Raw genomic sequence first — 22,018 nt, forward strand, 5'->3', positions numbered from 1 at the left:
GGCGTGTCGTCTCGCGCCACGACGAGAGGTGGCATCACTGCCGTCCTCGCGTACCGATCCTCGCCCTTTTTCAATTCTGGGTGCCGGTCTCGAGCAGCCGCTCGCGCACCAGACGCACCGCGCCGCGACTCCAGGAATAATTGGCGCCGAGGCGCAATCCGCTGTCACCGGCGGCGACGAGCGCGCCACTGTCGGCCTGGCGGACACGAAAGCCGATGATGTATTCGGTGCGGCCGATCCGCCGGACGATGCCGAGCAGCGATTGCTGGGCGCCGACGGCGCGGGCCGCCCGGGCCTCGCAATCGTCGCACTCACGCACGGGCTGCCCCGGCTTGATCTCGCCGGCCGCGTCCACCAGGCGATAGCGCCCGGACTGCGCCAGCAGCTGCCGCACCGCGTCGGTCGCCTCCTGCAGCCCCTTCTGGTCGGATTCGGTCTCGCCGAGCGCCGCACCTGCGCTGGTGTCGTCGAGCTCGAACGGCAGCAGCGCCAGCCGGATCGGCTCCGGCGGCGCCAGCGCGTCACGGACCTGGCGCGAAACGAAGATCGCAGCGCGCTGCCAGGCCTCGTCGCTGTCGCCGCGGAAGGTGAAGACCTTGTCGAAGACGACCCGATGGGAGGCGACGTCGATGGCCGCGGCGCGCGCCCACTGCACCAGCGTGGAGAGCTTCTGGACTCCGCCGGTGATCACGACGGTTGCGCCGGCCGCGGCCGCCATCTGCAGCCGGGCCTCCGGGGACGCATCGGTGGGACAGGACGGCGCGCAGGACGGGCTGACCGGCCGCAGCCGCGCGTCGGCGGCGACGTCGCTGCGGAGCGCGGCGATGAATGCATCCAGCCGCCGCTGATGCGCTGCGGTCTGATCGACCGGCTCGCCGGACGTGTCGAGATAGCTGAAATCGTCGACCAGCACAGCCGGGACATCGCCGGAGGCGGCGCGGACCGGACCGGCCGCGAAAGCAAGCGCGAGAACGAGACAACGGACGACGCGACGGTTTGACATGGGATCCCCCTGCAGAGATGTGTGGCGATCCAAGGCTAGACGCAGCGGCGCTATGGCCGCAGCGGCCGCGGTCCCGGCGCGGCACGGGAAATTTTCACGACGGTGACGGCGACCAGGCCGCAGCGCTTTTGGCCCAGGCGGTTCTGCCGTTAAATGCCGGCGGGCAGGGCTACCATGGACGTGCCGAAGATGTGGACCCGCTACGACCTCAAATACCGTCTGACACTGCGCATCTCGGTGGTCTCGGCGCTCTGCTTTGGGGCGATCTGCGCCTATGTGCTGTTCGACACCGACCGCTCGGTGCATGCGCGCAATGAGCGGATCGCCGAGATCACGGCCAGGACGCTGCAATTGCAGCAAAGCAAGATGCATTGGGTCAACAGCCCGCCGGCCGGCTTTCCCGACCTCGATGCGGTCGCCGCCGCCGCGATGCGACCGGGCCTGTGCATCGCCTATCGCGGCGTCGACGGCGCGATCGTGCAGCGCATCTGCGGCGGCGCCGAGGCGCAGACGGACGATCCGCCCCGCGCCTTCGCGATGCTGTATCGGCGGCTGTTCGATCCGGGCCGGGAAGCGGCACGGCCGGTCAGCTTTCGCGGCGAAACGACCGGCGATGCCGTCGTCTGGGCCGATGCCGGCGTCATGACCGCGGAGGCCTGGCGCGAGCTCAGCCGGCTACTGCCCGTGCTCGGGACGGCGCTGGCGCTGCTGTGCATTCTGGCCTACGCCGCGCTGGCCCGCGCGCTGCGCCCGACCCGGCTGATCCGCGCCGGGCTGGAGCGGATCACGGCCCATGATCTGTCGGCACGGCTGCCGCCGTTCGACCTTGCCGAGCTGTCGGCGATCCGCGATGCCTTCAACCAGCTCGCCGAGGGGCTGGAGACAGCGCTGGCCCAGCGCAGCGAATTGACCCGGCGCCTGATCGCCCTGGAGGACGACGAGCGCCGCAACCTCGCGCGCGAGCTGCATGATGAATTCGGCCAGTCGCTGGCGGCGATCCGGGCGCTCGCGGCGTCGATCCGTCACAGCGCGGCGCAGGATTGCCCCGCTCTGGTGGGCGATTGCGACGGCATCGCGCGCACCGCGAGCGACATGATGGACCAGTTGCGCGGCGCGCTGATGCGGCTGCGCCCACCTGATGTCGACGAGCTCGGCCTCGCCGCCAGCCTCGAAGGCCTCGTCGCCGGATGGAACAGGCGGCAGCACGGCCGCACCGTTTTCGAGATCAGCCTGTCGGGCGGCATCGACCGACTGCCCGGCATCATCGCCACCAACCTCTACCGCATCGCCCAGGAGGCGCTCACCAATACCGTCAAGCACGCCGGAGCGACGCGCGTGCGGCTGCAGCTGACGCTTCAGGACGGGCCGGCGAGCGCGACCGTGCTCACCGTCGAAGACGACGGTCCCGCAGGTGAAGCTCCCGACAAGCCGGGCATGGGCCTGCTCGGCATGCGCGAGCGCGTCGCCTCCATGGGAGGCCAGATGAGCTTCGCGGCCACCTCCGGCGGTGGCGCGCGACTCCGCGTCGAGATTCCGCTGCCGGCCCTGCCCGATCTCTCGCCGACCCAGCCGGAAACGGCTTGCGCGGCATGACGGCGCCCGCCGGCACCATCCTGCTGGTTGATGACCATGCCGTGGTCCGCGAGGGCTACAGGTCGATGCTGCAGAAGCAGCCGGGGCTGCGCGTGGTCGCCGAGGCCGCCGATGGCGCCGAAGCCTACCGGCTGTTCAAGGAGGTCAGGCCCGATCTCGTTATCATGGACCTGACCATGCCGGGCGTCGGCGGCATCGAGGGCATCCGCCGCATCCGGCAATGGGATCGTAGCGCGCGCATCCTCGTCTTCACGATGCATGAGAATGCGGGCTTCGCGGTGCAGGCGATCCGCGCCGGCGCCCGCGGCTATGTCACCAAGAGCAGCCCTCCGGAGACGCTCGTGCGCGCCGTCATGGACGTGCTCGCCGGCCGCATCGCGATCAGCCCCGACATCGATCACGAGCTCGCGCTCAGCCGGCTGTCCGGCGAGCGGGCGGCCGCCGACGTCCTGTCCGCGCGCGAGTTCGAGGTGATGCAGATGCTGCTGGCCGAACGGACCACCGACGAGATCGCGTCAGCGCTGCATCTCAGCCCGAAGACGGTTGCCAACCTGCACTCGCTGATCAAGGACAAGCTCGGCGTCGCCAGCGACATCGAGCTGGTACGGCTGGCGCTGCGGCAGGGCCTGCTGACCTGAGCCCGCAGCGCTCACGTCAGCGCAGGGAATGTCAGGAGTCGTCGGTGTCGATCTGCGGCGTCGCGGCGGCTTCCGACGCTGGCTCCGTGACGGGATCATCGATCAGGTGAAACTCGCGCCCGAGTCGGCGCTGCACGCTCATCACGGCGCGGTCGACGTCGCTGATCAGGCTGTCGCCGAGAACGACGTGCGGGATCTCCCAGTTGCGGCCACTGCGCACGTCGAGCGCATGAACGGCCGGCACGCGTGCCGTCTCGCACCCCGGCTGCGCGCGAATCTCCTCCTCGACCAGGCGGGTCAGCTCCGCCTGGGTCTTGCCGATGGTCGTCATCGCCCGCATCAGGCCCTGGTCACCGGCGTCAGGCCGAGCCGCTTGGCAATGATGCGATCGACGGTCCGCTTCGGAAGCACCCGCACGATCCATTGCCTGATAGCATCGGGCGCGATCTCGTAGCGCACCCTGGGCGCCGGCAGGGTCAAGGCGTCGGCCACCCGCGCGGCGATGGTCTCGGCCGGCAGCCCGGTCTTGCCGAGATGCAGTATGAAGCCACGAATCTTCTGCAGCGCCGGGAAGAACGGCGAGGCCTGATACGGCGACAGGTCGACCTCCTCGGCCTTGGCCCAGATCGGCGTCTTCACCGCCCCCGGCGCGATGACGATGACGTCGATGCCGAACAGCATCAGCTCGCGGCGCAGGCTCTCGGATAGCCCCTCGACCGCATGCTTCGAGGTCGAATACGGCGCCATCAGCGGGTTGCCGTTGCGGCCCGCGACCGAGCTGATCATCACGATCCGGCCGCGCTCTCCCTTCATGGCCGGATCGGCGCCGAGCAGCGGCGCGAACGCCTGGGTCGCAATGACCGGACCGATGACGTTCACTTCCATCTGATGGCGAAACTGCTCGATCGGCAGCTCCGTCACCGGCCCCGCGACGGCGATGCCGGCATTGTTGACCAGACCGGCGAGCGTCTCGCCCTTGAGCGCCGCTCGCACCTCGCCGGCGGCCGCCTTCACCGCCGCTTCGTCGGTCACATCGAACAGCAGCGGCGTGAAGTTGGCGCCGAGCTCGCTGCGCAGACGGTCTGCATCAGCCTGCTTGCGAACGCTGCCGAACACCTGGAAGCCACGCGCGAGCAGGAGCTTCGAACAGGCGAAGCCGATGCCGGTGGACGCGCCGGTGATGACGACGGATTTCATGGCGACCTCAACGATTTGCGCGGCGATTATCGCACGGGATGCAGCGCGATGCTGGCGCTGATTTTTCGCGCGAGATCATCCCTCTTCCGAGCCCGCCCTGGAACACCGGGAGACCGCACGCAGCGCACGGCGCATCAGCAAAATGGCCGCGGCAAGAATGGGGTTTAAGTTTCAATGCTTGGGAGGATGACAGCTGACGTGAGATCGAGGGCAGCGAGCAAACTGGATGAAGGAAGGTCCGTGACCTTATGAGATCATTAACCTTTCCGTTTCGCTGGCCTGTCGTCGCCGCGTCCGCGGGGAGGTGTTCGGGCCTCATTCCATCGCCTGTCCGGCGAATCTCCGGAAAACCGCGCTCCAGCTCGTCGTCCCCTCTACGCGTATCGCCTTAATTTTCCGTATCCGTGTTTCTCCGGGGTACTACGTCCTCCGACCCTAACGCGTTGTTATCGCCCGTGCCGAAAACTGCTCCGGCCGAGAGCCTTGCAGCGGGATCACAAGCGCGTCGCTGTCGCTCCGGCCATCCGGACAAACGAGCGCGATCGTGTCACAGCCAGAACAGCTCCCGCCTTCAGAACACTCCATCATCACCGAGCTCGAAGAGGCCGTCCGCAGCGGCTCCTCGGCGAAGCGCGTCAACACGCTGCGCCAGGTCACCAATCTGTTCCTGCATGACGGCGAACGCCTCACCGAGGACCAGATCAAGGTGTTCGACAATGTGCTGTGCATGCTGGTCTCGCGAGTAGAGACCCGCGCGCGGGCCGAGCTCTCCAAGCATCTCGCGCCGGTCGACTACGCGCCCGTCGAATTGATCCAGCAGCTCGCCCGTGACGACGAAATCTCGGTGGCCGAGAGCGTGCTGATGCACTCGAGCCGGCTGACCGAGCATACGCTGGTCGAGGTCGCGGCGACCAAGGGCCAGGATCACCTGATGGCGATCTCCAGCCGTCCGCATCTGACCGAGGCGGTGACCGACATCATCGTCGACCGCGGCGAGCGCCGGGTCATCCGCAAGCTCGCCAACAACCAGACCGCGCGCTTCTCCGATACCGGCTATTCCGGGATGATGGCGCATGCCGAGGACGACGACGAATTGTCCGAGATCATCGGGCTGCGCGTCGATCTGCCCACCAAGCACCTGCGCGACCTCCTGCGCCGCGCCACCGAAGCCGTGCGCGCCAAGCTAATGGCCTCGGCGCCGCCGGCGTTGCAACAGGAAATCAAGAAGATCCTCAAGGCGATCGCCGACGTTGCGCGCAGCGACGGCGGCCTAGTCGGGCGCGACTTCACGCTGGCCGAAGAGGCCGTCAAGCGCATGAAAGGGCTGAACGAGCTCAACGATGCCGCCATCGCCTTCTTCGCCGAGACCCGCCGGTTCGGCGAGGTTTCCGCCGCACTCGGCCTGCTCAACAACGTGCCGACCGAGATGATGGCCAAGGTGCTCGAGGGCCCGCGCACCGACATCGTGCTGATCCCCTGCCGTGCCGCCAGGCTGGCCTGGTCGGTGGTGGCGAAGATCCTGACCCACCGGCCGATCAAGCACGCCATCGACAGCGACACCCTGAAGCTCGCCGAGCGCGACTACGGCCGCCTGTCGCTCGACACCGCCCAGCGCACGCTGCGATTCTGGATGGTGCACAACAAGGTCGAGAAGTGAGCGGGTGCTCACAAGACGCAATCCTCATCAGCAACGACTCGCGAGCCTCCTCATACTCCGCTGTCGTCCCTGCGAACGCAGGGACGACAGCTATGGTTGTCGCAGGCGGCCGGGCATCATCAAGCCGACCGGCCAGCGTTATCGCCAGGAGATCGCCGGGCGCCGGATTGACTTTGGTGCGCCCGCACTCCTACGGTGATCGTGACGGTGCCCCTCGACCGGGGCTCAAAAGGGAATGCGGTGCCGGATGCGTCTCGCAAGAGACGTGATCGAAGGCCGCAGCTGCCCCCGCAACTGTAAGCGGCGAATCTCGCGTCATAGGCCACTGGGAAATCTCGGTCCCGGGAAGGCGACGTGGAGGTGACGACCCGCGAGCCAGGAGACCTGCCGTCAGCCGTGGTCACACGCGAGGATGCCGGTCGGGGCGTTATTGGCATCGTTTTCAGGCAGGTCTGCAAAGGTCTGCGTGAGACCTCGTTCGCGGTGACGTGCCACTGACGTCATGCCGAGGTCCCTCGTGTCTCCCGTTCCCCATGCCAGGCGCAGTCGCGCCGTTCTGTCGTCGTTCTGCGTCCTCTCGTCATTCGCCCTGCTCGGCCCCTCGCCCACAGCAGCGCAGCAATCCGCCTCCCCCGACCTTCTGCCCCCGGTCGAGGTTGACGCGCCGCGCAAGCCGGCTGCCGCAGGGCCGGCGGTGTCCGGCGGTTCTCCAACCCGCAACGCCGCGCGACGGCAGACGCCGGCTGCAAAGCCGGCAGCGCCGGCCAGCGCCCCCGTCGCCGTCAGCCCGACCGGCGTTGTGACGCCGGTCGCCAACGTCGCGAATGCGATCACCGTGGTGACCGACAAGGATATCGCCGCGCAGCAGGCCCGCACCGTGCCGGACATCCTGAGCACGGTCCCCGGATTGAACATCGTGCAGGCCGGCGGCCCGGGCGGCCAGACCAACGTCTTCATGCGCGGCACCAATGCCAACCACACCAAGCTCATCATCGACGGCATCGACGCAGGCGACGTCACCAACGGCAACGGCGCGTTCGATTTCGCACATCTGCTCGCCGCCGACATCCAACAGCTCGAGGTGCTGCGCGGGCCGCAGAGCGGGCTGTACGGCTCCGATGCCATCGGCGGCGTCATCTCGGTGGTCACGCGCAAGGGCGACGGACCGGCGCGGGCGACCGCCTCGGTCGAGAGCGGCTCGTTCAAGACCTTCAACCAGTCAGCCGGCGTCAGCGGCTCCCAGGACAATGTCAACTACGCAGTCAACGTCGCGCGTCTGGACGCTGGTGACGTTCCGGTGACCCCGTGGCAATTGCTGCCTGCGGGGCAGAAGGCGATCGGCAACGCCTACGACAACGTCACCGCCTCGTCCAAGCTCGGCGTCGATCTCAACGAGGCCTGGACGCTCAATTCGGTGGTCCGCTACACCGACGCCACCCTGCTGTTCACCGGCGACAGCGGCTTTCCCAGCTTTCCCGACGCCGCCCAGAGCAACCACACCGTCCATCAACTGGCGACGCGCGAGGAAGCCGTATGGTCGCTGCTCGGCGGCCGCATCAGGAACTACTTCGGCGTCAACTATGTGAACAACTGGTCGTCCGATCTGACGGCCGGTAATCCCGTCGCCGCGGTCGCGACCGGCGAGCGCATCAAATATGACTGGCACGCGGTGACCGAGCTCGCCCCGCGCAACAATCTGATCGTCGGCCTGGAGCAGCAGACCGAACGGCTGAAGACCACCGACCTTTCGGCCGAGAACGGCAACAAGGCCGGCTTCGTCGAGCTGCAGACCGAGTTCGCGAAGCGCTGGTTCGTCGTCGCGAGCCTGCGCAACGACGTCAACGACCAGTTCGGCGGCCATGGCACCTACCGGATCGCGCCGGCGGTGATCCTGCCGGTCACCGAGACCAAGCTGAAGGCGAGCTACGGCACCGGCTTCAAGGCACCGACCTTGAGCCAGTTGCACCAGGATTTTCCGGCGTTCAACTTCTTCGCCAATCCCAACCTCCGGCCGGAGCAGAGCACCGGCTACGATGCCGGCTTCGAACAGCCGCTGTTCGACGATCGCGTCCGCTTCGGCACGACCTACTTCCACAACAGCATCACCAACCTGATCAATTTCAACGCGACCTTCACCTCCTACGCCAATGTCGGCCTCGCCACCACCGAAGGCACCGAGAGCTTCGTGACGGCGCGGCTCACCGATCGGATATCGCTGCGCGCGGACTACACCTTCACCCGCGCCGTCGACGCGGCTACCGGCCAGCAGTTGCTGCGCCGGCCGAAGGAGAAATGGAGCGCCACCGCCACCTGGCTGCCGATCGATGCGCTGAGCCTGTCGGCCACCTTGCTGCGGGTCGGCGACTGGCTCGATGTCAGCCGCGACGGCATGACCACCGGCCTCGTCGCACCCGGCTATGCGCTCGTGAACCTGCGCGGCGACTACGCGCTGTCCGACCAGGTCAAGGTGTTTGGCCGGATCGATAACCTGTTCAACCGTCACACCCAGAACCCGACCGGCTTCTTGGCGCCCGGCTTCGGCGTGTTCGGCGGCATCCGGCTCGCGAGCTTCGGCGTGCAGTGATGCAGACCTCCCGAAGCGGCTGACAGCCGCCTCAAAACTGGACTACAATTGCAACAACAGGAGATGTTCCATGACTCTCGACGTCCTCGCCCCCTCTGGTTCCGAGGCTCGCCTCGCGCCCGTCCCGCCGCGGCATGCAGCCGCGTTTTGTTTCGCGCTGCTGACGACCGCCTGTGCGCTGGCGAGCTTCGTGTTCGCCTGTGCGACGCCGTTTGCGGCCTTCGCCGTGATTGCGGCCGCCATGCTTCCGCTGCGCACGGCGCTGCCGGTGATGCTCGGCGCCTGGCTGGTCAACCAGGGCATCGGCTTCGGCGCCCTGCACTATCCGGTCGATGCCAACACGCTGGCCTGGGGCGCGATGATCGGCGCCGCCGCGCTCAGCGCCACTGCCACGGCCCGGGGCGTGCTGCAGGCTCTGCGCGCAAGCCCGGCTCCGCTCGCCTTTGCCGCCGCCCTGCTGGGCGCCTACACGGCGTATGAGCTGGTGCTGCTGGCCGCCACGCCCGCGCTCGGCGGTGCCGCGAGCTTCACGCTCCCGATCGTCGCCCGCCTCGGCCTGACCAGCACCGCCTGGCTCGTCGGCCTGGTCGCTGTCAGCGAGATCGTCCGCCTGCTCGCGCCGCTGGCCTCACGCCGCGCGACGTCCTGAAACAGCCTAAGGACTCACCTACCAAACAAAAACGGCGGGCCTCGGCCCGCCGTTCTCAATTCTCAGCAAGTCCTGCGCGAACTCAGTTCTTCGACTTGTCGACCAGCGCGCCCTTCTTGATCCAGGGCATCATGTCGCGCAGCCGGGCGCCGACCTCCTCGATCGGATGCTGGGCGAGCTTGGCGCGGGTCGCCTTGAACGAGGTCTGGTTGACCTTGTTCTCCAGCATCCAGTCACGTGCGAAGCGGCCGGACTGGATGTCGCCGAGCACCTTCTTCATCTCCGCCTTGGTCTCGGCCGTGACGATGCGCGGGCCGGTGACGTATTCGCCATATTCGGCGGTGTTGGAGATCGAGTAGTTCATGTTGGCGATGCCGCCTTCATAGATCAGGTCGACGATCAGCTTCACCTCGTGGAGGCACTCGAAATAGGCCATCTCCGGGGCGTAGCCGGCCTCGGTCAGGGTCTCGTAGCCGGCCTTGATCAGCTCGACCAGGCCGCCGCACAGCACCGCCTGCTCGCCGAACAGGTCGGTCTCGCACTCTTCCTTGAAGGTGGTCTCGATGATGCCGGCGCGGCCGCCGCCGATCGCCGAGGCGTAGGACAGGCCGAGGTCATGGGCGTTGCCCGAGGAATCCTTGGCGATCGCAATCAGGCACGGCACGCCGCCGCCGCGCTGGTATTCGGAGCGGACGGTGTGGCCGGGGCCCTTCGGGGCGATCATCAGCACGTCGAGATCGGGGCGCGGGTCGAGCAGGTTGAAATGCACGTTGAGGCCGTGGGCGAATACGAGCGCGGCGCCCTGCTTCATGTTGTCGTGCAGGTGCTCGCGATAGATGTCGCCCTGCAGCTCGTCCGGGGTCAGCATCATCACCAGGTCGGCCCATTTGGCGGCCTCGGCGACTTCCATCACCTTGAAGCCGGCGCCCTCGGCCTTCTTGGCCGAAGCCGAGCCCTTGCGCAGCGCGATCGCGACGTCCTTGACGCCGGAATCCTTCAGGTTGAGCGCGTGGGCATGGCCCTGGCTGCCGTAGCCGACGATGACGACCTTCTTGCCCTTGATCAGGTTCAGATCGGCGTCGCGATCGTAGTAGACACGCATTGTCGTTTCCTCTTTGAGATGGCCGGAATTGGCTGAAAAGTCAGACGCTTGGGTGAGGCACGGGCGGCTGCGCCCGGACGAAATCCGGCCCGTGTCTAGAGCATTTTGGGCGTGGTTGGAAACCCCGATCTCGCATGGCGGCCGCCTCCCTCATGCGTCCATGAAGACGGGATAGAGCGAGGCGAGCAGCAGCACCGCCATCAGGATGTTGAAGCCGCGCACCGCGCGTTCGGAACTCAGCAGCGGCCGCAGTGCGGTGCCGAACAGGGTCCAGGTGATGGTCGAGCCGATCGCCATCACGAAGCTGATCCCGACCTGCAGCGCGACATTGGCAGGGAAGCTGGCGATCGCGGCATAGGCGGTGATGGTGCTGATCACCATCACCCAGCCCTTGGCGTTGACCCACTGGAACAGCGCCGCGCCCCAGAACGACATCGGGCCGCGCGGCGTCGTGTCGTCATCCGGCTTGGCCGATCCGGAGAACGCGATCACCACGGCGAGATAGATCAGGTAGGCGACGCCAAGATATTTCAGCACCTCCTGCAGCACCGGATAGGAGATGAACACCGTGGCGAGGCCGAAGCCGACGGCCCCGACCATGAAGGCGAAGCCGAAGCTGACGCCCATCATGTGCGGCACCGTGCGGCGGAAGCCGTAGGTCACGCCCGACGACAGCAGCATGATGTTGTTCGGCCCCGGCGTGAACGCCATCACGAACGCGAAGGTGACGAAGGCGATGAGGAGCTGCTGGGACATTCTAATGAGTTCTCTCCGCACGACGACTCTTCACCCTCCCCTGGAGGGGGAGGGTCGATCGCGCATGCAATGCGCGATCGGGGTGGGGTGGGCCGCAGACACGGCTCCGGCGTGGAGGCATCACCCCACCCCGGCTCACATCGCAGCTTCGCGCGATGTGAGCCGACCCTCCCCCTCCAGGGGAGGGTGGCAGCGTGGCCACCTCACCGTCGTGCACAAGCATCAGCGCCTAGCCCTGCCCCGTCGGCTTCTGCAGCACGTAGGTGGCGTGCATCGGCGCGTGGTAGTCGGCGGAGACGGTCACGAATCCGACCTCGGCGAGCATGCGCTCCATCACCCAGGCGAAGGTCGAGTTCTCGTCACGCATGTGGGTGATGACGCTGTCGCGAGCGAGGTCGTGGTTCTTGATGTTGAAGTCCGCCCACTGCTCGACCGAGCGCTCGGCGCCGTCGGGCATGCTGACATAGACGATGTCGCGCAGGAAGAACTGCGCGCCCGGCTTCAGCGCCGCGAAGATGCGCGCCAGCGCCACCGCCTTCCAGAAGTCCGGCAGATGGTGCAGCGTGAACTCGCTGGCGATCAGGTCGTAGGTCGCAGCCTCATAGGCGAACGACAGCAGCCCCGCCGAATGCATCCGCACCGCGGTACGGCGGTCGCGGCTGTAGATCCGGGTCAGCGCCAGCATCGCCGGCGAGATGTCGATGGCGTCGACCACCGCGCCCAGCAGCGCCGCTTCGGTCGCCAGCACGCCGTTGCCGCAGCCGATGTCGGCCACCCGCCAACCCGGCTTGACGCCGAGCATCGTCAGAGCGGCGCGCGCGCGCTCGTCGGCATCATCGCCCGAGCCATAGATCGAGGCCACGGCATGGTCGAGCCCGATCCGGTTGCGTTCGTTGTAGTACCAGTCGCGCGCCAGCATGGCTCACATCCCTTCCGATCCCCGCCCGATCGCCGCAATGCCGGTCCTGGCGACTTCCACCAGGCCGAGCGGACGCATCAGATCGATGAATTGCGTGATCTTGTCGGTATTGCCTGTGATCTCGAACACGAAGCTTTCCGTGGTGGCGTCGATCACCCGGGCGCGGAACGCATCCGCCAGCCGCAGCGCCTCGACGCGCGGCTCGCCGGTGCCGCGCACCTTGACCATTGCGAGCTCGCGCTCGATCGCGCGCTTGGTCAGCGTCATGTCGACGACGCGGTAGACCGGGATCATGCGGTCGAGCTGGTGCTTGATCTGCTGGATCACCATCGGCGTGCCGGTCGTCACGATGGTGATGCGCGACAGATGCTTCTGGCTCTCGGTCTCGGAGACGGTGAGGCTCTCGATGTTGTAGCCGCGGCCCGAGAACAGGCCGATGACGCGCGCGAGCACGCCCGGCTCGTTCTGGACCAGCACCGCAAGCGTGTGCGTCTCGTTCGGATCGTGACGCTCTTCCATGAAATAGGCCGATGCTGGCTGGTTCATTGGTGTCCCCATAGGATTTCAGCCGTGATGGCCGGGCATAGCAGTCTGCCTTGCGCAGACTGCGTAGACTTGTCTGCGCTCCCGGCCATCCACGTCGAGCGTCGAGCGCGCGGTTCGTGGATGCCCGGGTCAAGCCCGGGCATGACGGCGGTGTTTGTGGCGAGTTGCGAGCTCCTCATGCGGCCCCCGCTTCGGCATGCGTGGCCGCCGGCAGCACCCAGCGCCTGAACAGGTCGAGATCGATGTTGCCGCCCGTGAGCACCAGGCCGACGCGCTTGCCGGCGAGCCTGCCCTTTTCCTGCAACGCACCTGCGAGCGGTGCCGCGCCGGCGCCTTCGGCGAGATTGTGGGTGTCGGTCCAGAGAATGCGCACGGCCTCGGCGATCTCGGCGTCGCTGACCTGCACGATGCGCGAGGCGCCTTTAAGAATGATCGCCAGCGCATCGGCATCGGGACTGCGGGTGGCAAGGCCGTCGGCGTGCGTATCGGCGCTGTTGGTCGTCACGACGGTGCGGGCCGCAAACGACAGCGCGTAGGACGGCGCCTCGGTCGATTGCACGCCGACGATCTCGGTCTTCAGGCCCAAGAGATCACGCGCCAGGATGCAGCCGCAGATGCCTGAGCCCTGCCCGATCGAGACGTAGAGCACGTCGAGATCGGGCGCGCTGCGGAACAGCTCCAGCGCGTAGGTGGCGACGCCGCGCACGAGATCGGGATGGAACGACGGCACCATGTGCAGGCCGTCGCGCGCGGCGTGGCGGCCAGCCTCCTCGCGCGCCTCCTGGAAGTCGCTGCCGTGCTCGATCAGCTCGGCGCCGAACGCCGCCATGGCGCGGTTCTTCTCGACCGAATTGCCACGCGGCACGTAGATCGTCACCGGCAGGCCGTTGCGACGGCCGGCAAACGCGACGCTCTGGCCATGATTGCCGCGCGTCGCGGTGATCAGGCCGCGGACGTCCGGCCGCGTGCGCTTGAGGTTGTCGACATAGACCAGCCCGCCGCGCACCTTGAAGGCGCCCGCCGGCGTATGGTTCTCGTGCTTGACGACGACATGCGTCCCCAGCCGCTGCGCCAGCAGCGGCCACGCATGCGCCGGCGTCGCCGGCACCGCGGCCGCGACGATGGCGTGGGCGGCTTCGAGCTCGGCTAGTGTGAACACGGCCACCTCCTCATAACGACTGTCATGCCCGTGAAAGTGGGCATCCAGTACCCACCAGCAGTCGTGAGAGCCACGGCTGCCGCGGCGTACTGGATCGCCCGGTCCCGTCTTCGCCAAGGCTTCGACGAGGCCGCGCGTTCAGGGCGCGCCGAAGCTTTAGCGAAGGCGGCAAGCCGGGCGATGGCAGCGGAGTGTTGGGTTGGCATCGCCCTCACGATCAGTCCTCACACCAGCGCCTTGCCGCCGGCGAACGCCGCGGCCGGATCGGACGCTTCCGCGGGCAGGATCATCTCGTTGTGCGCCTTGCCGGACGGAATCATCGGGAAGCAGTTCTCCAGCGCCGCGACGCGGCAGTCGAACAGCACCGGCTTCTTGACCGAGATCATCTCCTTGATCGCGCCGTCGAGATCGCCGGGCTTAGACACCTGCAGGCCGACGCCGCCATAGGCTTCCGCCAGCTTGACGAAGTCCGGCAGCGCCTCCGAGTAGGAATGCGACAGGCGGTTGCCGTGCAGGAGCTGCTGCCACTGCCGCACCATGCCCATGTACTGGTTGTTGAGGATGAAGATCTTGACCGGCAGCTCGTACTGCACGGCCGTCGACATCTCCTGCATCGTCATCTGCACCGAGGCGTCGCCGCCGATGTCGATGACGAGGCTGTCGGGATGGGCGACCTGGACGCCGATCGCCGCCGGCAGGCCGTAGCCCATTGTGCCGAGCCCGCCCGAGGTCATCCAGCGGTGCGGCTCCTCGAAGCCGTAGAACTGCGCCGCCCACATCTGGTGCTGGCCGACCTCGGTGGTGATGTAGGTGTCGCGCCCGCGCGTCAGCTCGAACAGCCGCTGGATCGCATATTGCGGCATGATGACGTCGCGGTTCGGCTTGAAGGCGAGCGAGTTGCGCGCGCGCCAGGTGGCGATCTGCTGCCACCACGCCTTGATGTCGGGCTTCTTCGCCTCGGCCCTGAACACCTGCAGGATGTCGGCGAGCACGTCGCCGCAATCGCCGATGATCGGCACGTCGACGCGGATGTTCTTGTTGATCGAGGACGGATCGATGTCGATGTGGATCTTCTTCGAGTTCGGCGAGAACGCGTCGGTGCGGCCGGTGATGCGGTCGTCGAAGCGCGCGCCGACGCACAGCATGACGTCGCAATCATGCATCGTCATGTTGGCCTCGTAGGTGCCGTGCATGCCGAGCATGCCGAGCCAGTTGGTGCCCGACGCCGGATAGGCGCCCAGCCCCATCAGGGTCGAGGTGATCGGGAAGCCCGTCACCTCGACCAGCTCGCGCAACAGCTTCGAGGCCTCGGTCCCCGCATTGATGACGCCGCCACCGGAATAGATCACCGGCCGCTTGGCGCCGGCCAGCAGCGCCACCGCCTTGCGGATCTGCGTCGCATCGCCCTTGACGCGCGGGGCGTAGGAGATGTGCACGTCGGACTTGCGCGGCGGATGATAGGTTCCGGTCGCGAACTGCACGTCCTTCGGCACGTCGACGACAACAGGGCCGGGACGGCCCGTGGTCGCGACGTAGAACGCCTCGTGCAGCACCTTGGCGAGATCGTTGACGTTGCGGACCAGCCAATTGTGCTTGGTGCAGGGCCGGGTGATGCCGACCGTGTCGCACTCCTGGAAGGCGTCGTTGCCGATCAGGTGCGTCGGCACCTGGCCGGTGATGCAGACCAGCGGGATCGAGTCCATCAGCGCGTCGGCCAGCGGGGTCACCATGTTGGTGGCGCCGGGGCCGGAGGTCACCAGCACCACGCCGGGCTTGCCGGTCGAGCGGGCATAGCCTTCGGCAGCATGGCCGGCGCCCTGCTCGTGGCGGACCAGGATGTGCTGGACCTCGCTCTGCTGGAAGATCTCGTCATAGATCGGAAGCACCGCGCCGCCGGGATAGCCGAAGAGGTGCTGCACGCCGTGGTCGATGAGCGCGCGCACGATCATCGCGGCGCCGGTCATCTGGTTCGGATCGTGGCTCTTGTCGGTCATGGCAGGCTCCGGATCGCTTCTGTCAGCGGCTTGTCGTCTTGGTCGGTCGGGTCTAGCGGATGGCTTCGGTCAGTGGCTCGGCTGGTCGGTTCGACGGCTTCCGGGCAATAAAAAAGGGCCCTGGAAGGCCCTGCGCACCGCTCGGATCATGGATGGCCGCTAGCCATCCCCGGCGATGCGCCTGGGTACGACTACAATAAGGATGGCGGTAATAATGTTGCGCATGGTGCCGATCGAACTTCCCAAAGGTTGCGCGAAAGATAGCCAGCGATGCCCCAATGTCAAGGCAAAGCGAGCTCATGAACGCGATTTTATCAGGTTAACGCGGAATTTGCCGTTCGGCGAGCGGTAATTTGGCCACCCCGGTCGTTCCGCAGGAGTGCCCGCGACGGGTCACTCCCAAGGATCGATCAGCGCAAGTCCCAGCCCGGCGAAATCTCCGACGTTACGTGTTGCGAGATCGAGACCATAGGCCGACGCGATACCGGCGATCTGCAGGTCGGCAAGCTTGTTCGGGATCTGATGCAACGGCAGCCCTCGCGACCGCGCTTGTGCAAGCAGCAGTGCTGCCGATTGAGCGGCAGCAGCGTCGAACGCGTAGACCCGGCTTCCGAAGCGGCGGATCGTCCTGCTGACAGCCTTTTGAAGACTGTCTTTCCGCCGGCCGTCATTGAGCAACGCCAGCCCGGCCGCCAATTCGACAATCGTAATGCTCGAAATTGCGGTATTCGCAAAGTTTGCATCAAGCCAACCGATCACTTGCATGGCCGGCGCAAGTTTCTGCACCTCCGAGATAACGTTGGTATCAAGCAGGATCATTCGAACTCGACAGGCCGAATGGGTGCGGACCGAAGCAATTCAAGCTCCGCATCGAGGTCGACGCCCGGTCTCGTAATGTTAAAGAGCCAAGTGCCAAACGGCTCTGCATCATCAGGCGACGATGCTTCCTCACGCGCGAGCTTTTCGAGCGTCTCCCTCAGGTCGGCTTCCAAGCTCTTGCCACGCCGTTCGGCGCGAAGCCGCAACAGCTCCTTGGTCGCATCGTCCACTTTGCGGATCAGGATGTCAGCCATCTATGCCTCCGCCATTACGATATCACGATATCAAAGCTCGCTCAACGCTGCCACCCACGCCCGCGCCTGCTCCGGCGTCATCCACCCGAACTCCGGCAGCTGATGCCGAAACCAGGTGAACTGCCGCTTGGCATAATGGCGGGTGTCGGCCTTGCCGATGACGGCCGCCTCCTCCCGCGTGATCTCCCCGCGGAGATAACGGATCAGCGCCGGCACGCCGTGCGCCTTCATGGCCGGGAGCAGCGGATCGAGCCCGCGGGCCGCCAGCTGTTCAACCTCCTCCGGCGCGCCGCGATCCAGCATCAGATCGAACCTCGCGTCGATCCGCGCATAGAGCGTCTCGCGCTCCGGCGCGATGAACAGCGCCCGATAGCTGCCCGCCGGCAGCAGCGGCGGGGTGGTCTCGGCATGCCACTCGGCCAATGGCCGACCGGTGGCTTCGATCACCTCCAGCGCGCGGGCGACGCGGGTGCGGTCGCGCACGTTCAGCCGCGCGCCCGCCGCCGGATCGCGCCGCGCCAGCTCGGCATGCAGCGCCTCGACCCCGTCGCGGTCGAGCCGCAGGCGCACCGCGTCTCGGACGTCGTCAGGGACGGGCGGGACCGCCGCCAATCCCCGTGTCAGCGCTTTGAAGTACAGCCCGGTGCCGCCGATGAAAATCGGCAGCCGCCCGGCCGCGTGCACCTCGGCAAGAACGACCGCGGCATCCCGGACATAGTGGCCGGCCGAGTAGTTCACGGCTGCATCGACATGGCCGTAGAGCCGGTGCGGCACATCAGCCTCGTCGTCAGGTGTTGGCCGCGCCGTCAGGATTCTCAGGTCACGGTAAACCTGCATGGAATCGGTGTTGATAACGACCCCGCCCGCTTTTTGCGCAAGTTCCATCGCCAGCGCCGACTTGCCGCTGGCGGTCGGCCCTGCGATAAGCACGGCTTTGTTGATCCCTGGCAAAGTCACCTGATGTCTCTCGTCGCCACCTTCATCTGCAATCCCGCCGATCCCGCGCTTGATACCACGATCGTGGAGGCCTTCCTGGCCGTGCTGCCCTCGCCGGGCACGCCGCGCTGGCTGTTCGACGAGGTCGCGATCGACATCCCCTTCGCCCACGACGGCGAGGTCCACAAGCTCGAGGCGCGCCTGCGCGACCTGCGCGGCGACATGCCGATCGACATCGTCGTGCAGCCCGAAGCCGTCCGGCGCAAGAAGCTTTTTCTCGCCGACATGGATAGCACCATGATCGGCCAGGAATGCATCGACGAGCTCGCCGACTTCGCCGGGCTGAAGCCGCGTGTCGCCGCCATTACCGAGCGCGCCATGCGCGGCGAGATCGCGTTCGAGCCGGCGTTGCGCGAACGCGTCGCATTGCTGAAGGACCTGCCGGTGAGCGTCGTCGACGAGGTCCTGACCAAACGCATCAAGCTGACGCCGGGCGGCCGTCATCTGGTGATGACCATGCGCGCACACGGCGCCTATACCTGCCTGATCTCCGGCGGCTTCACGCTGTTCACCAGCGCCATCGCGGCCAAGATCGGCTTCCAGGAGAACCGCGCCAATGAGCTCGTCATCGATGGCGGCAAGCTCACCGGCGAGGTGCGCGAGCCGATCATCGGCCGCGACGCCAAGCTCGCCACCCTGATCGAGCTGCGCGAGTCGTTCGATCTCGACGAGATCGACACCCTGGCGGTCGGCGACGGCGCCAACGACCTCGGCATGATCGAGGCGGCCGGCCTCGGCGTCGCCTATCACGCCAAGCCCGCGGTCTCGGCCGCCGCCTCGGCCCGCATCGACCACGGCGACCTCACCGCCCTGCTCTATGCGCAAGGCTACACGCGCGATCAGTTCGTCGACTGACAGGGCCGCCGCCGTGGCGCGGATGTCAAACGACGCGTGCAAGCGAAGCGCAATACGGCGCCCTCTCCCCTTGTTGTGAGAGAGGACGCATTCATGGGCAGCCGCCAGGCCGTCATTGCGAGCGCAGCGGCGCAGCGAAGCAATCCAGAGTCGGACGCAAGGCAAGCAAAGCCGTTACGAAAAGCCTGATCAGCACATCATTAGGATTTTATTTCAATCCTATGCACTCGCACGTAACTTCATTCCAATCTCATCTCAGATCGCAGATCAGATCATTCGCCCTCCGCATCAAGGCGGGGCGCGCAGTGTCGCTTTAACCGCATCACCAATCGATGAATTGTCAAATCATGCTGCAGCGCATATAAAGCTGACAAGGCTAGGGAGTGTCCAAGGAAACGAAAGCGATTGCACGCGATGCAATCGATCATCGTCACAAAAGGACCTCCCGATGACCATCAAGCACATCATTCCCGGCTCTCTTCTTGCCCTCGCGCTGCTGACCGGCGCGGCTGTCGCCGGTGAGCTGCCGAGCTACGAAGTCGGCGCGCTGCCGGCCACCCCGCACCAGCTTTCTGTCGTCGGTGCATCGGCCGCGCAGCAGACCATCGCCGCGGACAGCGCCGCCTCCCCGCACCAGCTCGCCGTGCTCGCCCAGCACCGTCGCAGCGCCGCTCTCGTCGCTCCGACCACCGTGGGCAGCGTTCGCAACTGAGCGACGCGAGCAACCCATCGTCACATAGGCAGCGCGCGTCTCGCTCGGCGAGGCCGCGCTCCCTATCCGAGAAAACGCGTGGCGTCGCGCGTGGTGAAGATCCTGGACATCCGCTCCGCGGACAGCCCAGACGCCCAGCCCGCTGCACCTTTGGGTCTTCGAGGCCAACATCGCCGCTCTCCGCTTTCATGCCCCGCTCGGCGGCCGCGTCGTCGAGACCAGTCGCACGGACATTCCGGCCGCCGGCGGCAAGACCATCCTGCGCGTGCATTGGCCTGACGCCAAGCAGCTCGCCTAATTTCCCAACCTGGATCTCGCAGGGCGTCGCCGCGCGGGCCATGCATCACCAGCCATTGTCAGCCTGACGCCGCGCGCCGCGCCGATTGCCGGTCAAACCGCATATCCATAACCATTATATGCGTTATTGCGCAAATACGAAAATACGCATATATCGCCGCCATGTCCGATCCCGTCCCGCTGCTCGTCGCTCTGGCCGAGCCGACCCGTCTCGCCGCCCTGCGCATCCTTTGGGACGGCGGCGAGCATTGCGTCTGCGAGCTCATGCAGCAGCTCCGAGCCAGCGCATCGCGCATGAGCCGGCACATGTCCGCCCTCAAGGCCGCAGGTCTCGTCATCGACCGCCGTGACGCCCAGTGGGTCCGGTATCGGCTGAGCCCTGACCTGACGCCCGATCGGCGCGCCATCCTCGACGCCGTCATGGCGGCCATGCCTGAGCCGGACAGGAGCGCAGCATGAAAACCGAAGCTTCGACCTATCCTGACGGGTCGGCATCGGCTGCGATCTGGATCATGGCGACGGCAACTGCCGTCGCGATGTGGTTTGCGATCTACTGGCAGCTTGAGGCGCTCTCGGCATGGCTGGTGTCGTTGCTGCCGGTGCCCCGCGGCAGCCATCTGGAACAAGCCACGCGCTTCTTCGTGTTCGACGCGCCCAAGGTGCTGATGCTGATGACGCTGGTCGTATTCGGCATGGGCGTCGTGCGCAGCTTCTTTTCAGCCGAGCGAACCCGCGCATTTGCTCGCCGGCAAGCGCGAGGGCCTCGGCAACGTCGCGGCTGCGATCCTCGGCGTATTCACTCCCTTCTGCTCGTGCTCGGCGGTGCCGCTCTTCGTCGGCTTCGTCTCGGCGAGCGTCCCACTCGGCGTGACCTTCTCGTTCCTGATTGCGGCGCCAATGGTGAACGAGGTCGCGCTCGGCCTGCTGTTCGCGCTGGTCGGCTGGAGGATCGCCGCGATCTATCTGGCCTTCGGCCTGGCGATCGCGATCGTGGCGGGATGGATCATCGGACGACTGCATCTCGAAGGCTGGCTCGAGCAATGGGTTCGCGACGTGCGCGCAGGACAGGCGGAGCTGCAGCCCGATTCACAGACCGTCGCCGATCGGATCCGGGCCGGGATCGACGCGGTGCGCGACATCGTCGGCCGCGTCTGGGCCTGGATCATCATCGGCATTGCGGCGGGCGCATTCATTCACGGCTATGTCCCGAACGACCTGCTCGCCTCGATCATGGGCAAGGACCAATGGTGGTCCGTGCCGGCCGTGGTGCTGATCGGCGTGCCGATGTACGCCAACGCTGCGGGCATCATTCCCGTCGTCGAGGCGCTGCTCGGCAAGGGCGCGGCGCTCGGAACGGTGCTCGCCTTCATGATGAGCGTCATCGCGCTTTCGTTTCCCGAGATGCTCATTCTGCGCAAGGTGCTGACGCTCCGGCTGATCGCTGTCTTCGCGGGCGTGGTCGCCGCCGGCATCGTCGCCGTCGGCTATCTCTTCAACGCCCTGTTCTGATGAAAGGACAAGCCCCATGAAGAACGTCAAAATTCTCGGCGCCGGCTGCAAGCGCTGTGTTCAGACCGCAGCAATGGCCTCCTCGGAAGCAAGCAAGCTCGGCATCGAGATCGAGCTGGAAAAGATCACGGACTTCGCCGACATCGCCCGGTTCGGCATCGCCTCGACGCCGGGCGTGGTGATCGACGGCAAGGTCGTCCATGCGGGCGGCCTGCCGAAGCCAGAAGACATGGCGAAATGGCTGTCGGCGTGATGGTGTTGCGTCCGCTGCTCGCAGTGGTCCTCCTGCTCGGCCCGGCTGTCGTGGCGCGCGCCGACGAACCCACGTGGACGCGCCGGATCATCGCGCCGGACACGGCGCTCAAGGCGGCACAGGCGGCGCTCGCGGAGTGCCGCAAACGCGGCTGGCAGGCTGCCGTGACCGTGAGCGATCCGTCGGGGCTCGCGCTGGTCACCCTGCGCGATCGTTTCGCCGGCTGGCATACGCTAGAGGCCGCGACGGGCAAGGCGCGGACGGCCGCGAGCTGGCGCGAGGCGACGAGCACGCTCGCAGCCCGCCTGGCACGACCGGATGCTCGGGAACGGGCCATCGTCAACGTTCCCGGCGTTGTCATGGTCGGCGGCGGCATGCCAATAGAGGCCGCTGGCCAGCAGGTCGGAGCGATCGGCGTATCCGGCGCGCCCGGAGGCGACAACGACGACATCTGCGCGAACGCCGGCATCGAAGCCGCCGCTGCGGACATCGCGTTCTGAGCGCTTGTACCGGCGGATCTCGAACG

The 22,018-nt window shown here is 66.6% G+C and carries 22 protein-coding genes, 1 pseudogene and 1 riboswitch; of the genes and pseudogenes, 11 read left to right on the plus strand and 12 right to left on the minus strand.

Going from position 1 to position 22,018, the window contains the following annotated elements:
* Positions 1–70 precede the first annotated feature (70 nt).
* Positions 71–1,003, minus strand: coding sequence for a DUF2380 domain-containing protein (locus QX132_RS13070; protein WP_315756353.1), 933 nt, complete (start codon positions 1,001–1,003; stop codon positions 71–73).
* A 189-nt stretch (positions 1,004–1,192) separates the two neighbouring features.
* On the opposite strand from QX132_RS13070, the gene QX132_RS13075 reads away from it, so the two are divergent.
* The gene (locus QX132_RS13075; RefSeq protein ID WP_316161647.1) at positions 1,193–2,596 is read left to right on the plus strand and encodes a sensor histidine kinase; all 1,404 of its coding nucleotides are present in this window, start codon (positions 1,193–1,195) and stop codon (positions 2,594–2,596) included.
* Complete coding sequence (locus tag QX132_RS13080) at positions 2,593–3,234, plus strand: response regulator transcription factor (RefSeq protein ID WP_315736899.1); 642 nt, start codon at positions 2,593–2,595, stop codon at positions 3,232–3,234. The genes QX132_RS13075 and QX132_RS13080 overlap by 4 nt, the downstream gene beginning before the upstream one ends.
* A gap of 31 nt (positions 3,235–3,265) precedes the next feature.
* On the opposite strand, the gene QX132_RS13085 is transcribed toward QX132_RS13080, so the two are convergent.
* Positions 3,266–3,574 (minus strand): hypothetical protein, encoded by a 309-nt coding sequence (locus tag QX132_RS13085; RefSeq protein ID WP_316161418.1) that lies wholly within the window; start codon positions 3,572–3,574, stop codon positions 3,266–3,268.
* Positions 3,574–4,431: an SDR family oxidoreductase gene (locus tag QX132_RS13090; protein WP_316161420.1), complete on the minus strand. Its 858-nt coding sequence runs from the start codon at positions 4,429–4,431 to the stop codon at positions 3,574–3,576. The genes QX132_RS13085 and QX132_RS13090 overlap by 1 nt, the downstream gene beginning before the upstream one ends.
* Before the next feature lie 544 nt (positions 4,432–4,975).
* Between QX132_RS13090 and QX132_RS13095 the strand changes: the two genes are divergently transcribed.
* The 3 genes from QX132_RS13095 to QX132_RS13105 all read left to right on the plus strand — a co-directional run bounded on the left by QX132_RS13095 (position 4,976) and on the right by QX132_RS13105 (position 9,321).
* On the plus strand, positions 4,976–6,088 hold the full coding sequence (locus QX132_RS13095) for a DUF2336 domain-containing protein (RefSeq protein WP_316161422.1): 1,113 nt from the start codon (positions 4,976–4,978) through the stop codon (positions 6,086–6,088).
* A gap of 188 nt (positions 6,089–6,276) precedes the next feature.
* A riboswitch (cobalamin riboswitch) is annotated at positions 6,277–6,495 on the plus strand.
* A 95-nt stretch (positions 6,496–6,590) separates the two neighbouring features.
* Positions 6,591–8,672 carry a TonB-dependent receptor plug domain-containing protein gene (locus QX132_RS13100; RefSeq protein WP_316161423.1) on the plus strand — a complete coding sequence of 694 codons (2,082 nt, stop codon included), beginning with the start codon at positions 6,591–6,593 and terminating at the stop codon, positions 8,670–8,672.
* Positions 8,673–8,742: 70 nt separating this feature from the next.
* Positions 8,743–9,321, plus strand: a complete 579-nt coding sequence (locus QX132_RS13105; RefSeq protein ID WP_316161425.1) for a hypothetical protein — start codon at positions 8,743–8,745, stop codon at positions 9,319–9,321.
* Between the two features lie 82 nt (positions 9,322–9,403).
* Here the strand turns inward: QX132_RS13105 and ilvC are convergent, their stop codons facing one another.
* The 9 genes from ilvC to miaA form a co-directional block, all read right to left on the minus strand.
* Positions 9,404–10,423 carry a ketol-acid reductoisomerase gene (ilvC, locus tag QX132_RS13110; protein WP_315736892.1) on the minus strand — a complete coding sequence of 340 codons (1,020 nt, stop codon included), beginning with the start codon at positions 10,421–10,423 and terminating at the stop codon, positions 9,404–9,406.
* A 150-nt stretch (positions 10,424–10,573) separates the two neighbouring features.
* A complete protein-coding gene (locus QX132_RS13115; protein ID WP_316161427.1) occupies positions 10,574–11,179 on the minus strand; it encodes a LysE family translocator in 606 nt (201 codons plus the stop codon).
* Positions 11,180–11,408: 229 nt separating this feature from the next.
* Positions 11,409–12,098 carry a class I SAM-dependent methyltransferase gene (locus tag QX132_RS13120; protein ID WP_316161428.1) on the minus strand — a complete coding sequence of 230 codons (690 nt, stop codon included), beginning with the start codon at positions 12,096–12,098 and terminating at the stop codon, positions 11,409–11,411.
* A gap of 3 nt (positions 12,099–12,101) precedes the next feature.
* Positions 12,102–12,644, minus strand: a complete 543-nt coding sequence (gene ilvN / locus QX132_RS13125; protein WP_315736889.1) for an acetolactate synthase small subunit — start codon at positions 12,642–12,644, stop codon at positions 12,102–12,104.
* Positions 12,645–12,819: 175 nt separating this feature from the next.
* Entirely contained in the window at positions 12,820–13,803 is a 984-nt protein-coding gene (locus tag QX132_RS13130) for a threonine dehydratase (protein WP_315771684.1), read from the minus strand.
* Between the two features lie 224 nt (positions 13,804–14,027).
* A complete protein-coding gene (locus tag QX132_RS13135) occupies positions 14,028–15,797 on the minus strand; it encodes an acetolactate synthase 3 large subunit (RefSeq protein ID WP_315778685.1) in 1,770 nt (589 codons plus the stop codon).
* Between the two features lie 393 nt (positions 15,798–16,190).
* Positions 16,191–16,616, minus strand: a complete 426-nt coding sequence (locus QX132_RS13140) for a PIN domain-containing protein (protein WP_316161431.1) — start codon at positions 16,614–16,616, stop codon at positions 16,191–16,193.
* The gene (locus QX132_RS13145) at positions 16,613–16,870 is read right to left on the minus strand and encodes a FitA-like ribbon-helix-helix domain-containing protein (RefSeq protein ID WP_315771691.1); all 258 of its coding nucleotides are present in this window, start codon (positions 16,868–16,870) and stop codon (positions 16,613–16,615) included. Before QX132_RS13145 ends, QX132_RS13140 begins: the two co-directional genes overlap by 4 nt.
* A gap of 30 nt (positions 16,871–16,900) precedes the next feature.
* Positions 16,901–17,827, minus strand: a complete 927-nt coding sequence (gene miaA / locus QX132_RS13150) for a tRNA (adenosine(37)-N6)-dimethylallyltransferase MiaA (protein ID WP_316161432.1) — start codon at positions 17,825–17,827, stop codon at positions 16,901–16,903.
* A gap of 3 nt (positions 17,828–17,830) precedes the next feature.
* Between miaA and serB the strand changes: the two genes are divergently transcribed.
* The 6 genes and pseudogenes from serB (at position 17,831) to QX132_RS13180 (ending at position 21,992) form a co-directional block, all read left to right on the plus strand.
* On the plus strand, positions 17,831–18,721 hold the full coding sequence (gene serB / locus QX132_RS13155; RefSeq protein WP_315736884.1) for a phosphoserine phosphatase SerB: 891 nt from the start codon (positions 17,831–17,833) through the stop codon (positions 18,719–18,721).
* A gap of 448 nt (positions 18,722–19,169) precedes the next feature.
* A complete protein-coding gene (locus tag QX132_RS13160; RefSeq protein ID WP_315736882.1) occupies positions 19,170–19,433 on the plus strand; it encodes a hypothetical protein in 264 nt (87 codons plus the stop codon).
* 459 nt (positions 19,434–19,892) lie between these two features.
* A complete protein-coding gene (locus QX132_RS13165; protein WP_315771696.1) occupies positions 19,893–20,189 on the plus strand; it encodes a metalloregulator ArsR/SmtB family transcription factor in 297 nt (98 codons plus the stop codon).
* Between the two features lie 53 nt (positions 20,190–20,242).
* Positions 20,243–21,239 (plus strand): annotated as a pseudogene (locus QX132_RS13170) (permease).
* A 16-nt stretch (positions 21,240–21,255) separates the two neighbouring features.
* The gene (locus QX132_RS13175; RefSeq protein WP_316161433.1) at positions 21,256–21,492 is read left to right on the plus strand and encodes a thioredoxin family protein; all 237 of its coding nucleotides are present in this window, start codon (positions 21,256–21,258) and stop codon (positions 21,490–21,492) included.
* Positions 21,477–21,992 (plus strand): heme-binding protein, encoded by a 516-nt coding sequence (locus QX132_RS13180; protein WP_316161435.1) that lies wholly within the window; start codon positions 21,477–21,479, stop codon positions 21,990–21,992. The genes QX132_RS13175 and QX132_RS13180 overlap by 16 nt, the downstream gene beginning before the upstream one ends.
* The last annotated feature ends 26 nt before the right edge of the window (positions 21,993–22,018 follow it).

The sequence above is a fragment of the Bradyrhizobium sp. SZCCHNRI20481 genome (genome assembly GCF_032485055.1).
Lineage (GTDB): Bacteria > Pseudomonadota > Alphaproteobacteria > Rhizobiales > Xanthobacteraceae > Bradyrhizobium.

Excerpts from the sequence above, each read along its gene's own strand:
- QX132_RS13175 (WP_316161433.1), top strand. The coding sequence starts at position 21,256 with ATGAAGAACGTCAAAATTCTCGGCGCCGGCTGCAAGCGCTGTGTTCAG.
- QX132_RS13085 (WP_316161418.1), bottom strand. The coding sequence starts at position 3,574 with ATGCGGGCGATGACGACCATCGGCAAGACCCAGGCGGAGCTGACCCGC.
- ilvN (WP_315736889.1), bottom strand. The coding sequence starts at position 12,644 with ATGAACCAGCCAGCATCGGCCTATTTCATGGAAGAGCGTCACGATCCG.
- QX132_RS13145 (WP_315771691.1), bottom strand. The coding sequence starts at position 16,870 with ATGGCTGACATCCTGATCCGCAAAGTGGACGATGCGACCAAGGAGCTG.
- QX132_RS13080 (WP_315736899.1), top strand. The coding sequence starts at position 2,593 with ATGACGGCGCCCGCCGGCACCATCCTGCTGGTTGATGACCATGCCGTG.
- QX132_RS13140 (WP_316161431.1), bottom strand. The coding sequence starts at position 16,616 with ATGATCCTGCTTGATACCAACGTTATCTCGGAGGTGCAGAAACTTGCG.
- ilvC (WP_315736892.1), bottom strand. The coding sequence starts at position 10,423 with ATGCGTGTCTACTACGATCGCGACGCCGATCTGAACCTGATCAAGGGC.
- QX132_RS13120 (WP_316161428.1), bottom strand. The coding sequence starts at position 12,098 with ATGCTGGCGCGCGACTGGTACTACAACGAACGCAACCGGATCGGGCTC.
- QX132_RS13105 (WP_316161425.1), top strand. The coding sequence starts at position 8,743 with ATGACTCTCGACGTCCTCGCCCCCTCTGGTTCCGAGGCTCGCCTCGCG.
- QX132_RS13090 (WP_316161420.1), bottom strand. The coding sequence starts at position 4,431 with ATGAAATCCGTCGTCATCACCGGCGCGTCCACCGGCATCGGCTTCGCC.
- QX132_RS13135 (WP_315778685.1), bottom strand. The coding sequence starts at position 15,797 with ATGACCGACAAGAGCCACGATCCGAACCAGATGACCGGCGCCGCGATG.
- QX132_RS13165 (WP_315771696.1), top strand. The coding sequence starts at position 19,893 with ATGTCCGATCCCGTCCCGCTGCTCGTCGCTCTGGCCGAGCCGACCCGT.
- QX132_RS13115 (WP_316161427.1), bottom strand. The coding sequence starts at position 11,179 with ATGTCCCAGCAGCTCCTCATCGCCTTCGTCACCTTCGCGTTCGTGATG.
- QX132_RS13075 (WP_316161647.1), top strand. The coding sequence starts at position 1,193 with ATGTGGACCCGCTACGACCTCAAATACCGTCTGACACTGCGCATCTCG.
- QX132_RS13100 (WP_316161423.1), top strand. The coding sequence starts at position 6,591 with ATGCCGAGGTCCCTCGTGTCTCCCGTTCCCCATGCCAGGCGCAGTCGC.
- QX132_RS13160 (WP_315736882.1), top strand. The coding sequence starts at position 19,170 with ATGACCATCAAGCACATCATTCCCGGCTCTCTTCTTGCCCTCGCGCTG.
- serB (WP_315736884.1), top strand. The coding sequence starts at position 17,831 with ATGTCTCTCGTCGCCACCTTCATCTGCAATCCCGCCGATCCCGCGCTT.
- QX132_RS13180 (WP_316161435.1), top strand. The coding sequence starts at position 21,477 with ATGGCTGTCGGCGTGATGGTGTTGCGTCCGCTGCTCGCAGTGGTCCTC.
- QX132_RS13070 (WP_315756353.1), bottom strand. The coding sequence starts at position 1,003 with ATGTCAAACCGTCGCGTCGTCCGTTGTCTCGTTCTCGCGCTTGCTTTC.